This is a genomic window from Aquabacterium sp. T101 (assembly GCF_057219775.1).
Genome location: NZ_JBXVVZ010000003.1, coordinates 100,682 through 112,948, shown reverse-complemented (window position 1 = coordinate 112,948; position 12,267 = coordinate 100,682). Strand labels below are relative to the sequence as shown.

The window sequence follows — 12,267 nt, the reverse complement described above, 5'->3', positions numbered from 1 at the left end:
CCGCCTAGCGCAGCGCCTCGGCCAGGGTCTCTCGCGTGGCGCGCGCGGCGTCGCGCGCGGCCTGCGCGAACTCGGCCGTGGCACCGGCATACAGGATGGCACGCGACGAATTGACGATCACCGCGCCGTCGGCGCGCCAGCCGGCGCGCACCGCGGCATGGGCGTCGCCGCCCTGCGCACCCACGCCGGGGACCAGCAGCGGCAGTGTCGGCGCCAGCTCCCGCACGCGCGCGATCTCCGCCGGCGCGGTGGCGCCCACGACCAGGCCGAGCCGGCCCGCGGCGGCGCCGGCACCCCAGGCGCCGGCGGCCAGTCGCGCCACCTTCTCGTAGAGCAGGCCGCCGTCGGCCAGCGGCAGCGACTGCAGGTCGGCGGCGCCGGGGTTGGAGGTGCGGCACAACAGGAACAGCGCACGGCCGTCGTAGCGCAGGTAGGGCTCGATCGAGTCGAAGCCCATGTACGGCGACAGCGTCACCGCGTCGGCCTGGTAGCGCACGAAGGCCTCGCGGGCGTACTGCTCGGCGGTGGCGCCGATGTCGCCGCGCTTGGCGTCGAGGATCACCGGCACGTCCGGCGCGACGCGCCGCATGTAGGCCATCAGCTGCTCGAGCTGGTCCTCGGCGCGCTGCGCGGCGAAGTAGGCAATCTGCGGCTTGAACGCGCAGGCGAGGTCCTTGGTAGCGTCGACGATGCGGGCGCAGAAGTCGAAGATGCGCGTCGCGTCGCCGCGCCAGGGCTCGGGAAAGCGCTGCGGCTCGGGGTCCAGGCCCACGCACAGCAGCGAGTCGCGGCGCTGCTGCGCGGCCTGCAGGCTGGCGAGGAAGTTCATCGGTCGCGCCCCGCGGGCGTGAAGCGGCGCGCCAGGTCGACGGCGCAGCCGGTGTAGCTGGCCGGCGTCATCGCCTTGAGCCGCTCGCGCTCGGCCAGCGGCACCTCGGTGAGCGTGTCGATGAAGGCCAGCATCGCCTCGCGCGTGATGGCGCGGCCGCGCGTCAGCGCCTTCAGCCGCTCGTAGGGATTGGCCGCGCCATAGCGGCGCATCACGGTCTGGATCGGCTCGGCCATCACCTCCCAGGCCGCGTCGAGGTCGGCCGCCAGCGCGGCGGCATCCACCTCCAGCTTGGCCATGCCCTTGGCGATGCCGTCGTAGCCGAGCACCGAGTAGCCGAAGGCCACGCCCATGTTGCGCAGCACGGTGGAATCGGTGAGGTCGCGCTGCCAGCGGCTGACCGGCAGCTTCTGCGCCATGTGCGACAGCAGCGCGTTGGCCAGTCCCAGGTTGCCTTCGGCGTTCTCGAAGTCGATCGGGTTGACCTTGTGCGGCATGGTCGAGCTGCCGATCTCGCCTTCGCGCGTCTTCTGGCGGAAGTAGCCCAGGCTGATGTAGCCCCAGGCGTCGCGCGACCAGTCCACCAGCACGGTGTTGGCGCGCGCGATGGCGTCGAACAGCTCGGCGATCCAGTCGTGCGGCTCGATCTGGATGGTGTACGGGTTGAAGGTCAGGCCCAGGCGCTCCTCGACGACGCGGCGCGAGAACGCCTCCCAGTCGAAGGCCGGGTAGGCGGCCAGGTGCGCGTTGTAGTTGCCCACCGCGCCGTTCATCTTGGCCATCGGCTGCACCGCGGCAATGCGCTCGCGCGCGCGCGCCAGACGGGCGGCCACGTTGGCCAGCTCCTTGCCCACCGTGGTGGGGCTGGCGGTCTGGCCGTGGGTGCGCGCCAGCATCGGCTGCGCGGCCTGGGCGTGCGCCATCGCGGTGAGCGCGTCCACCAGGCCGTCCAGCGCCGGCAGCAGCACGTCCGTGCGCGCGGCCTGCAGCATCAGCGCATGGCTGGTGTTGTTGATGTCCTCGCTGGTGCAGGCGAAGTGCACGAACTCGCCGGCGGCCTTGAGCTCGGGGCTGTGCTCGAAGCGCGACTTGAGCCAGTACTCCACGGCCTTGACGTCATGGTTGGTGGTGCGCTCGATGTCCTTGATGGCCTGGGCATCGGCCTCGGAGAAGCGCACCACCAGCCCGCGCAGCAGGCCGCGCGCGGCCTCGGACAGCGGCCGGAACTCGGGAAAGCCGGCGTCGGACAGGGCGATGAACCACTCCACCTCCACCTGCACCCGACGGTGCATCAGCCCGAATTCGGACAGCAGGGTGCGCAGCGGCGCGACACGGGCGGCGTAGCGGCCGTCCAGCGGAGACAGGGCGGTCAGCGTCGAATGAACCATCACCCGGGATTGTAGGTGGCCGGCCCCGGCGCGCCGCAGGGCGGCAGGCCCGCGACTTGCGTCGTATCCTGATCGGGATCACACCGGAGACCGCGATGCCCGCTCCTGCCGCCGCCGTGCACGAACTGACCCACCCGCTGATCCGGCACAAGCTGACGCTGATGCGCGAGAAGGACCGCAGCACCAGCGGATTCCGGCGCCTGCTCAACGAGATCGGCATGCTGATGGCCTACGAGCTGACGCGCGACATGCCGACGCAGGCGGTGCAGATCGAGACCCCGCTGGAAACCACGACCGGCCACCTGATCGACGGCCGCAAGACGGTGCTGGTGCCGATCCTGCGCGCCGGGCTCGGCCTGGTGGACGGCATGCTCGAGGTGGTGCCCGGCGCCCGCGTCGGCCACATCGGCCTGTACCGCGACCCCGACACGCTGGCCGCGGTGGAGTACTACTTCAAGATGCCCGACCACATGGACGAGCGCGACGTGATCGTGCTCGACCCGATGCTGGCCACGGGCCACTCCGCCGCCGCCGCGGTGACGAAGCTCAAGGAGCGCGCGCGTCCGCGGTCGATCCGGCTGGCCTGCCTGCTGGCCGCGCCGGAGGGCATCGCGCACCTGCACGGTGTGCATCCGGACGTGCCGCTGTTCACCTGCGCGATCGACCGCTGCCTCAACGAGCACGGCTATATCCTGCCCGGGTTGGGGGATGCCGGCGACCGGATCTTCGGCACCAAGTAGGGCAGAATCGATTCGACCCCCACCACGCTCTGACGACGCCTGACCCCATGAAACTGATCGGCGCCTACACCAGCCCCTACGTCCGCAAGGTACGCATCGTGCTGGCGGAAAAGAAGCTCGACTACCAGTTCATGCTCGAGGACGTCTGGAACAGCGACGCGATCCTGCACGCCAACCCGCTGGGCAAGGTGCCCTGCCTCGTGATGGAAGGCGGCGAGGCGGTGTTCGACTCGCGCGTCATCGTCGAGTACGTGGACACGCTGTCGCCGGTGGGCCGGCTGATCCCGTCCAACGGCCGCGAGCGCGCCGAGGTGCGCACCTGGGAAGCGCTGGCCGACGGCCTGCTCGACGCCGCCATCCTGGCCCGCCTCGAGAAGACCTGGGCCGGCCGCACCGACGCGCAGCGCAGCCCGCAGTGGATCGAGCGCCAGATGACCAAGATCGACTCGGCCCTGGTGGCGATGTCCAAGGGCCTGGGCGACAAGCCCTTCTGCGCCGGCATCCACCTCACCCTGGCCGACATCGCCGTCGGCTGCGCGCTGGGCTACCTCGACTTCCGCTTCGCCGACCTCGACTGGCGCACCCCGCACCCCAACCTGAAGCGCCTGCACGACAAGCTCGCCCAGCGGCAGAGCTTCATCGACACGGTGCCGGTGTAACCCCCCCGTTGCGCCTTCGGCGCTCCCCCCCAGGGGGGCGACGCCAGCGGGCCGGCGGAGCCGGACCCGCGGCGTCTGCTGGAATGCGCGGGCTTCGCCGCGCATGGCACGCCACCGATCTGCCCAGGTAGCTGCCCGATTGAGGCGCTGCCCGTCAGCAAATGCGGGTTACCGGAACACAGCCCGCAAGAGCCAGTCTGCCACGCAGACGCCGCGGGTCCGGCTCCGCCGGCCCGCCGGCGTCGCCCCCCTGGGGGGGAGCGCCGAAGGCGCAACGGGGGGGGGTCCGATGATGGCGGCTACGCCGCCATCATCAATGACCCGCTACGGACGTCCCAGCTGAGCTTGCGGTAGATGTTGCCGACGCGGCGGCCGACGGCTTCGAGCGACAAGGCCATCGCCGCGGCCACCTCGGGCAGGCGGGCGCCCTGGGCCACCAGTTGCGCCAGGCGGCGCTCGCCGGGCGAGAGCTTCAATGGGTTGCTGCCGTGCGTGTGCCAGTCGAGCGCGCGGTCGTCGGCGGGCGACGCGTCGCGCGGGGGCGAGACCGGCTCGCCGAAGAACTGCAGCAGCTCCCACGCCAGCGGCGGCGCCAGCGCGGCCTCACCGCGCACCATGCGCTGCAGCACCGAGGGGGCGACGGACATGTCGGTGTCCAGCATGTAGGCGTCGGCGCCGGCGGCCAGCGTGCAGAACAGCAGCGGGTCGGCGGCGTCGGCCGCCACCAGCAGCACGCGCGGACGGTCGGCTCGGCGCTCGCGCAGCTCGCGGACCAGCGACAGCGCCGCGCCGTCCTCGACGCGCAGGTCCACCATCACCAGCTCCGGGTCCAGGCGCGCCAGCTCCGACCTGGCGCGGTAAAGGGTGGCCGCCGCGCCCAGGACGCGGGCCTCGCGCGAGGCTTCGAGCGAGGCGCGTGCCGCGGCATTGCGCTGGGCGTCACGGCGGACGATGAAGACGGTGGACATCGGGAACGGCAGGCCGCGCGGGGCGGGACAACGGATCGAGACCCGATTGTCCCGAGCGGTCCGCCGCCGGCCACCCCGCGCCCGAGGGGCTCCCCCGCCGTCGCGGGCCCCGGCTCCGGGGGAGGGAGGCTCCCCGATCAGGCCGTGGCGACCTTCCAGCTCGCGCTGTCGGCCTGCGGCCAGTAGACGCGGTAGACGTTGTGCGGCCAGTCGGCGTCGCCGCGCATCGCCGCCATCAGCGCCCCGGGGGCGACGAAGGGCAGCAGGTTGGCCAGCAGCCGCACCTCCTGCTCGGCGGTGCGGCGCACGATGTGGCTGGCGGTGATCTGGCCGGGGTGCTCCAGGCCGGCGGCCTGCACCAGCTCCTTCAGCGCCTCCAGCGTGTTCTGGTGGAAGCGCCACACGCGCTCGGCCTTGTCGGTGACCACCAGCGCCTTCTGGCGCTGCGGGTCCTGCGTCGTGACGCCGGTGGGGCAGTGGCCGGTGTGGCAGGCCTGGGCCTGGATGCAGCCCAGCGCGAACATGAAGCCCCGCGCTGCATTGCACCAGTCGGCGCCAATGGCCATCAGCCGCGCGATGTCGAACGCGCTGATCACCTTGCCCGCGGCGCCCAGGCGCACGCGATCGCGCAAGTTCAGGCCGACCAGCGTGTTGTGCACCAGCAGCAGGCCTTCCTGCAGCGGCGCGCCGACATGGTCGGTGAACTCCAGCGGCGCCGCGCCGGTGCCGCCCTCGGCGCCGTCGACGACGATGAAGTCCGGCAGCAGCTGCGTCTCCATCATCGCCTTGGCCAGCGCGAACCACTCCCACGGATGGCCGATGCACAGCTTGAAGCCGGTGGGCTTGCCGCCCGACAGCTCGCGCAGCCGCGCGAGGAAGCGCAGCATCTCCACCGGCGTGTCGAAGGCGCTGTGGCGCGCCGGGCTGATGCAGTCCACGCCCACCGGCACGCCGCGCGCCGCGGCGATCTCCGGCGTGACCTTGGCGCCGGGCAGCACGCCGCCGTGGCCGGGCTTGGCGCCCTGCGACAGCTTCAGCTCGATCATCTTCACCTGCGGGTCGCGCGCATTGGCGGCGAACTTCTCCTCGCTGAAGCTGCCGTCGTCGTTGCGGCAGCCGAAGTAGCCCGAGCCGATCTCCCAGATCAGGTCGCCGCCGTGGGTGCGGTGATGCACGCTGATCGAGCCCTCGCCGGTGTCGTGCGCGAAGTTGCCGCGCCTGGCGCCGGCATTGAGGGCCAGCACCGCGTTGGCCGACAGCGCGCCGAAGCTCATCGCGGAGATGTTGAACACGCTGATGGCGTAGGGCTGGGTGCACAGCACGCCGCCCACCGTGACACGGAAGTCGTGGCTGGGCACCACCGTGGGCGCGATCGAGTGGTTGATCCACTCGTAGCCGTGCGCCTGCACGTCGAGCTGGGTGCCGAAGGGTCGCTTGTCCTGTTGGCCCTTGCTGCGCTGGTACACCAGCGAGCGCTGCTGGCGCGAGAACGGCGCCGCCTCGCGGTCGCTCTCGATGAAGTACTGGCGGATCTCCGGCCGCACAAACTCCAGCAGGAAGCGGAAGTGGCCGATGACGGGGTAGTTGCGCAGCACCGAGTGGCGCCCCTGGCGCGTGTCGCGCCAGCCCAGGCCGGTGAGCGCCAGGAACAGCAGCGCCCAGCCGCCGCCGAAACCGAAGGCCACCCAGCAGAACGCCATCAGCAGCGCGAGCACGGCGCACAGCGCCCAGGCGGTGTAGCGGACGGGGAAGTGCTGGTCCAGGCGGTTGAGCCACTCGTGCATGCCGTCTCCACGCCGGCTCGGGAGCGGCCGGGCTGGGCGATGGTACGGGCCGGCCGGCCGCGGCGCCATGGTGCTGCGCCGGGGGTCGTGGCGGCCGCGCCGCACCCTTCCGGCGCCGCGGGCGCTGGCTATACTTGCCGCCCACAGCGCCGATTTGCACCAGCTTGCGGGCGCTCAACAAATGCCGCTAAAGAGGGCCCGCCGAACCGGCGTCCGCACCTCCGCCGCGGCGCCGGTTCGTCGCTTCATGGGTTCCGTCGGTCAGGTCACGTCGCAGTCGATGCACTTCAGCGAGCCGCTGCCGCTGCGCAGCGGCGCGCGTCTGCTCGACTACCAGCTCGCCTACGAGACCTACGGCCGCCTGAACGCCGATCGCAGCAACGCGGTGCTGGTGTGCCATGCGCTCAATGCATCGCACCATGTGGCCGGCCTCGACGCGCAGGGACGCGAAGGCTGGTGGGACAACCTCGTGGGCCCCGGCAAGCCGCTGGACACCGACCGCTTCTTCGTCATCGGCATCAACAACCCGGGCTCGTGCTTCGGCTCCACCGGCCCGATGCATGCCAACCCGGACCCGGCCGCCGGCGGCCGCCCCTACGGTGCGGACTTTCCCGTGGTCACCGTGGAGGACTGGGTCGACGCCCAGGCCCGGCTGGTCGAGCGGCTGGGCATCGGGCAGCTCGCGGCGGTGCTGGGCGGAAGCCTGGGCGGCATGCAGGCGCTGTCGTGGACGCTGCGCTATCCGGAGCGCGTGCGCCACTGCATCGGCGTGGCCACCGCGCCCAACCTGTCGGCCGAGAACATCGCCTTCAACGAGATCGCGCGCCGCGCCATCATCACCGACCCCGACTTCCACGGCGGCCACTACTACGCCCACGGCGTGGTGCCGCGGCGCGGCCTGCGCATCGCGCGCATGATCGGCCACGTCACCTACCTGTCCGACGACGTCATGGCCAGCAAGTTCGGCCGCCGCCTGCGCGGCGGCGACGACAAGGGCTACAGCTTCGGCTACGACGTCGACTTCGAGATCGAGAGCTACCTGCGCTACCAGGGCGACAAGTTCAGCGACTACTTCGACGCCAACACCTACCTGCTCATCACGCGCGCGCTCGACTACTTCGACCCGGCCGCCGCCCATGGCGGCGACCTCGCGCGCACCTTCGCCGCCGCGCAGGCGAAGTACCTGCTGGTGAGCTTCACCACCGACTGGCGCTTCTCGCCGGCGCGCTCGCGCGAGCTGGTCAAGGCCCTGGTCACCAACCGGCAGCACGTCAGCTACGCCGAGATCGACGCGCCGCACGGCCACGACGCCTTCCTGCTCGACGACCCGCGCTACCACGGCGTGCTGCGCACCTACTTCGACCGCATCGCGACGGAGATCCCCGCCCCATGAACCGCCTCCCCATCGCCGCCACCCTGATGCTGGCCGCCGCGGCGCTGGCCGTGTCGGGCTGCGCCTCGTCCTCCGGGGCCGCCAAGGCGGGCGACGCCGTGGGGCAGGCCGCGTCGACGCCGCTGCAGGACCTGAACGTGGTGCGCGCCGAGATCCCGCCGGTGCTCAAGGCGGCTCAGAAGGCGCCCTACGCCGCGCCGGCCGACCGCTCCTGCGCGGCGCTGGCCGACGAGGTGCGAGCCCTCGACGCGGTGCTCGGCGCCGACCTCGACACCCCCGCGAGCAGTGCCAACCCGAGCCTGATCGAGCGCGGCGCCGGCGACGCGCTGCGCAACGCAGCCGAAGGCGTGATCCCCTTCCGCGGCTGGGTGCGCCGCCTGTCGGGGGCGGAGCGCTACTCGCGCGAGGTGGCCGCCGCGATCGCCGCGGGCACGGTGCGCCGCGCCTACCTCAAGGGCCTGGGCACGGCCGGCGCCTGCGCCGCCCCGGCCGCGCCGGCCGCGGACGCCCGCTAGGGCCGCACCGATGAGCGAGCGGCGCGACCTCGACGTGATCGCCGACCTGGTGCCGGCGGGCAGCCGCGTGCTCGACCTCGGCTGCGGCCGCGGCGAACTGCTCGCCCACCTGGTGCAGCACAAGGGCTGCACCGGCTACGGCATCGAGATCGACGACGCCAACCTGCAGGCCAGTCTGGCGCGCGGCATCGACGTGATCCAGCTCAACCTGGAAGAGGGCCTCGCGATGTTCGGCGACGCCAGCTTCGACGTCGTGCTGCAGCTCGACACGCTGCAGCACCTGCGCAATGCCGAAAAGATGCTGCAGGAGACGGCGCGCGTGGGCCGCATCGGCATCGTGAGCTTTCCGAACTTCGCCCACTGGCCCAACCGCCTGTCGGTGGCGCGCGGCCGCATGCCGGTGACCCGCGCGCTGCCCTACGAGTGGTACGACACGCCCAACATCCGCGTCGGCACGTATGCCGACTTCGAGGTGCTGGCGCGCCGCAACGGGCTGTCGATCCTGGACAGCTTCGGCCTGCGCGACGGCCGGCCGGTGCGCTTCTGGCCCAATGCCCGGGCCAGCGTGGCGGTGTTCAAGTTCGAGCGCCGCTGAGCGCGACGGCCGGTCCGCGTCACTGTGCGGTGGTGCCGCCGGACGGGACTGCCGCCTGCAGCCGCCGCAGCTTGCCGGCGTAGATCGCGTGATCCCGGGCGGTGAGGCTGTTGCGCATCGCCGTTTCGAGGTGCTCGCGCGCCGCGCCCGTCTCGCCCAGGCCGTACAGCGCCACCGCGAGCCAGAAGTGGAACTCGTGATAGTCCGGGTCGCGCTTCATCTCGAGCCGGAACTCGTCGCGAGCGGCGGCATAGCGGCCTTCGCGCACCGCCGCCATGCCGCGGTCGAAGTGGGCGAAAGGCGGGTTGCGCTCGATGCGCGCCAGCCGCTCGTGGAAGGGGGCGGCCTCGGCGCCGCGGCCGGCGTCGTCGAGCAGGCGCGCCAGGTTCTGCAGCGCGGGCTTGCTCGTCTCGTCGCGCACCAGGGCCGCGCGGTAGGCGCGCTCGGCCGCCGTCGCCAGCCCGCGCCGCTGGTACACCACGCCCAGCGTGTTGTAGGCCGCCGAGTAGGACGGGTCCTGGCGCAGCGCCTCGCGCGCGTGGGCGTAGGCATCGTCGAGCGCGCCGCGCACGAGGTGCTCGGCGGCGCGGTTGTTCATGAACATGGCCAGGATGGTGGCCTCGCCAACGGTGCGCAACGCCTGCCCGCGGCCGGCGCCGATGCCGCCGAACTCCACGCGCAGCAGCGGGTCGGTGCCGTAGTAGCCCACACGGTCGACCAGGCGCTGCGCCACGGTGATGTTGACGTGGCCGTTGACGAAGGACAGGTCGCCGCTTCGGCTCCAGCTCTCGTGCCCCACCAGCACCTGGAAGGTGACGGGCAGGTTGAGATGGCGCGCCAGGGCGGCGCTCATGACCACCAGCGACAGGCAGTTGCCGGCGCGCTCGTCGAACGCCTGCGCGGCGGTGCGCGTGAACTCGGCGTCGTACTCGATGCGCAGCTGGGCCTGCGCATGCAGCGCCTCGACCAGGCCGCGCTGCGGCCCGTGCCGGTGCAGCAGCGCCGCGATATCGTGCTCCAGGTAGCGGCGCATCGCCGGGCTCAGCGCGAACACCGCCTGAACATCGGGCGCCTGGGTCGGTGCACCGAACGCGGCGTCCTCGAACAGCGACAGCGGCGCTGGCTCGGGCGCCACCGTCGCGCAGCCGGCCAGCAGCAGCGCGGCGGCCACGGCCAGGGCCGCGGGCACGAGAGTCGGGCGCAGGCGGGCGATCACGGGCGCATCGTAGGCCGCCGCGCCCCGCGTTCCAAGCCCCGCTTCTACACTGGCGCCATTTCCACCCGGCCTGCAAGGCAGCGGAGCGCCGCCATGACCACACCCGCCGACACCGCCCGGCTGTCCACGTTCACCGACCGCATCTGGGACGACGAGATCGTGCCCGCGCTGCACCGCTATATCGAGGTGCCCGCCAAGAGCCCGATGTTCGACGCCGACTGGGCCCGCAACGGCTATGTCGACCGCGTGGTGCGCGACGCCGCCACCTGGGTCGAGCAGCGCAAGCTGACGGGCCTGAAGCTCGAGGTGGTGCGGCTGGAAGGGCGCACGCCGGTGATCCTGTTCGAGGTGCCGGCCACGCGGCCCGGTTCCACCGACACCGTGCTGCTGTACGGCCACCTCGACAAGCAGCCCGAGTTCAACGGCTGGCGCAACGACCTCGGCCCGTGGACGCCCAAATACGAGGACGGCAAGCTCTACGGCCGCGGCGGCGCCGACGACGGCTACGCCGTCTACGCGTCGCTGGCCGCGATCATGGCGCTGGACGCGCAGGGCGTGCCGCGCCCGCGCTGCGTCGGCCTGATCGAGACCTGCGAGGAAAGCGGCTCGTTCGACCTCCCGCACTACCTCGACGCGCTGCGCCCGCGCCTGGGCAACGTGGGGCTCGTGGTGTGCCTGGACTCCGGCGCCGGCAACTACGACCAGCTCTGGCTCACGACCAGCCTGCGCGGCATGGTCAGCGGCGTGCTCAAGGTGGAGATCCTCACCGAGGGCGTGCACTCCGGCGACGCGAGCGGTCTGGTGCCGTCGTCGTTCCGGATCATGCGGCAGGTGCTCGACCGGCTGGAGGACAGCCGCACCGGCGAACTGCTGCCCGAGAGCTTCCACTGCCAGGTGCCGGCCAACCGCATCCGCGAGGCGCAGGCCAGCGCGGCGATCCTGAAGGACGAGGTCTACAAGCGCTTCCCCTGGGCCTGCGGCGCGGACGGCGCGCTGGCGCTGCCCACCACCACCGACCCGGCGCAGGCGCTGCTCAACCGCACCTGGAAGCCCACGCTCAGCGTCACCGGCGTCGACGGCTTCCCGGAACTGTCCAGCGCGGGCAACGTGCTGCGCCCGTACACCGCGTTCAAGCTCAGCCTGCGCCTGCCGCCGCTGGTGGACGCGCACGAGGCGTCGACGCGGCTCAAGCAGCTGCTGGAGGACAACGCGCCCTACAACGCCAAGGTGACCTTCCATCCGGACGGCCGCGCCGGCCAGCTCGGCGCCACCGGCTGGAGCGCGCCGGAGCTGTCGCCCTGGCTGCACGCCGCGCTGGACGAGGCGTCGAACACGCAGTTCGGCGCGCCGGTGGGCTTCATCGGCCAGGGCGGCACGATCCCGCTGATGAACATGCTGGCCAAGGGCTTCCCGCAGGCGCAGATGATGGTGTGCGGCGTGCTCGGCCCGAAGAGCAATGCGCATGGCCCGAACGAGTTCCTGCACGTGCCCTACGGCAAGCGGCTCACCGCCAGCGTGGCCCAGGTGATGGCGAAGGCGCCTTGATCCCCCGTTGCGCCTTCGGCGCCCGCTAGTCCACCCGCTCCAGTTCGCGGCGGATGCGGTCGGGGTTGCCGTGGTTGAAGTGCCACCACTCGGTGGGGATGCCCTCGAAGCCGCCGGCGGCCATGGCGCCGCGCAGCACTTCGCGTGCGGCAATGTGCTCTGCCGTGATCGCGCCTTCGGCGAGCTGCTGCGCTTCGAGTGACGGGTGCGAGCGCAGCGTCATCTCGTCGAAGCCGCTGCCCATGTCGAGTTCGCGGCCCTGCGCGTCGCGCAGGGTCACGTCCACCGCCATGCCGTAGCTGTGGATCGAGCCGCGCGCCGGGTCGGCGAAGTACAGCGCCGCCGGCGTGCCGGCCACGTCGCGCCAGATCGCCTCCTGCACCCGCTGCGGCCGCAGCGCGTCCAGCACCACGAGGCGCCAGCCGGGCCGCTGCCGCGCCAGCCAGGCGACGGACCGCTCCAGCCCGGCGCAGGCCTCGTGGCGCAGCCAGCCGCAGTCGAAGCCCTGGTAGAGCACGCGGCCGTCGAAGTTGTTCGCGGTGGCGTAGCGCAGGTCCACCACCAGGCCGGCAATGGACTCGAGACGGCGGAAGGCCGTTGCAGCCGGTTTCGCAAGGTCCTCGATACGCATGGGC

Annotated in this window: 12 protein-coding genes and 1 riboswitch; of the genes, 6 read left to right on the top strand and 6 right to left on the bottom strand. The window is 72.1% G+C overall.

Annotation, left to right across the window (positions count from 1 at the left end):
* Positions 1-4: 4 nt before the first annotated feature.
* Together pyrF and purB are read right to left on the bottom strand one after the other, a co-directional pair.
* The gene (gene pyrF, locus AC2EAQ_RS10330; protein ID WP_484643053.1) at positions 5-829 is read right to left on the bottom strand and encodes an orotidine-5'-phosphate decarboxylase; all 825 of its coding nucleotides are present in this window, start codon (positions 827-829) and stop codon (positions 5-7) included.
* Positions 826-2,217 (bottom strand): adenylosuccinate lyase, encoded by a 1,392-nt coding sequence (gene purB, locus AC2EAQ_RS10325; protein WP_484643051.1) that lies wholly within the window; start codon positions 2,215-2,217, stop codon positions 826-828. Before purB ends, pyrF begins: the two co-directional genes overlap by 4 nt.
* Before the next feature lie 95 nt (positions 2,218-2,312).
* Here purB and upp point away from each other — a divergent pair, with 95 nt between their 5' ends.
* Both upp and AC2EAQ_RS10315 read left to right on the top strand, forming a co-directional pair.
* Positions 2,313-2,957 (top strand): uracil phosphoribosyltransferase, encoded by a 645-nt coding sequence (gene upp, locus AC2EAQ_RS10320; RefSeq protein ID WP_484643049.1) that lies wholly within the window; start codon positions 2,313-2,315, stop codon positions 2,955-2,957.
* A 47-nt stretch (positions 2,958-3,004) separates the two neighbouring features.
* A complete protein-coding gene (locus AC2EAQ_RS10315; protein ID WP_484643048.1) occupies positions 3,005-3,616 on the top strand; it encodes a glutathione S-transferase family protein in 612 nt (203 codons plus the stop codon).
* Positions 3,617-3,915: 299 nt separating this feature from the next.
* On the opposite strand, the gene AC2EAQ_RS10310 is transcribed toward AC2EAQ_RS10315, so the two are convergent.
* Both AC2EAQ_RS10310 and AC2EAQ_RS10305 read right to left on the bottom strand, forming a co-directional pair.
* Positions 3,916-4,584: a transcriptional regulator gene (locus AC2EAQ_RS10310; RefSeq protein ID WP_484643046.1), complete on the bottom strand. Its 669-nt coding sequence runs from the start codon at positions 4,582-4,584 to the stop codon at positions 3,916-3,918.
* 137 nt (positions 4,585-4,721) lie between these two features.
* Positions 4,722-6,368: an FMN-binding glutamate synthase family protein gene (locus tag AC2EAQ_RS10305; RefSeq protein WP_484643044.1), complete on the bottom strand. Its 1,647-nt coding sequence runs from the start codon at positions 6,366-6,368 to the stop codon at positions 4,722-4,724.
* Between the two features lie 136 nt (positions 6,369-6,504).
* Positions 6,505-6,580, top strand: a riboswitch (SAM riboswitch).
* 35 nt (positions 6,581-6,615) lie between these two features.
* Here AC2EAQ_RS10305 and metX point away from each other — a divergent pair.
* From metX to metW, 3 genes are read left to right on the top strand one after another with little or no spacing between them, the layout of a single operon-like run.
* Positions 6,616-7,761, top strand: coding sequence for a homoserine O-succinyltransferase MetX (metX, locus tag AC2EAQ_RS10300; RefSeq protein WP_484643042.1), 1,146 nt, complete (start codon positions 6,616-6,618; stop codon positions 7,759-7,761).
* Positions 7,758-8,276: a hypothetical protein gene (locus AC2EAQ_RS10295; RefSeq protein ID WP_484643039.1), complete on the top strand. Its 519-nt coding sequence runs from the start codon at positions 7,758-7,760 to the stop codon at positions 8,274-8,276. The genes metX and AC2EAQ_RS10295 overlap by 4 nt, the downstream gene beginning before the upstream one ends.
* A gap of 10 nt (positions 8,277-8,286) precedes the next feature.
* Entirely contained in the window at positions 8,287-8,871 is a 585-nt protein-coding gene (gene metW / locus AC2EAQ_RS10290; RefSeq protein ID WP_484643036.1) for a methionine biosynthesis protein MetW, read from the top strand.
* A gap of 19 nt (positions 8,872-8,890) precedes the next feature.
* On the opposite strand, the gene AC2EAQ_RS10285 is transcribed toward metW, so the two are convergent.
* Positions 8,891-10,087: a tetratricopeptide repeat protein gene (locus AC2EAQ_RS10285; protein ID WP_484643034.1), complete on the bottom strand. Its 1,197-nt coding sequence runs from the start codon at positions 10,085-10,087 to the stop codon at positions 8,891-8,893.
* A gap of 93 nt (positions 10,088-10,180) precedes the next feature.
* Between AC2EAQ_RS10285 and AC2EAQ_RS10280 the strand changes: the two genes are divergently transcribed.
* Complete coding sequence (locus AC2EAQ_RS10280; RefSeq protein WP_484643032.1) at positions 10,181-11,632, top strand: M20 family metallopeptidase; 1,452 nt, start codon at positions 10,181-10,183, stop codon at positions 11,630-11,632.
* 25 nt (positions 11,633-11,657) lie between these two features.
* Here AC2EAQ_RS10280 and AC2EAQ_RS10275 read toward each other — a convergent pair whose 3' ends face one another.
* A complete protein-coding gene (locus AC2EAQ_RS10275) occupies positions 11,658-12,263 on the bottom strand; it encodes a M15 family metallopeptidase (RefSeq protein ID WP_484643030.1) in 606 nt (201 codons plus the stop codon).
* Positions 12,264-12,267 lie beyond the last annotated feature (4 nt).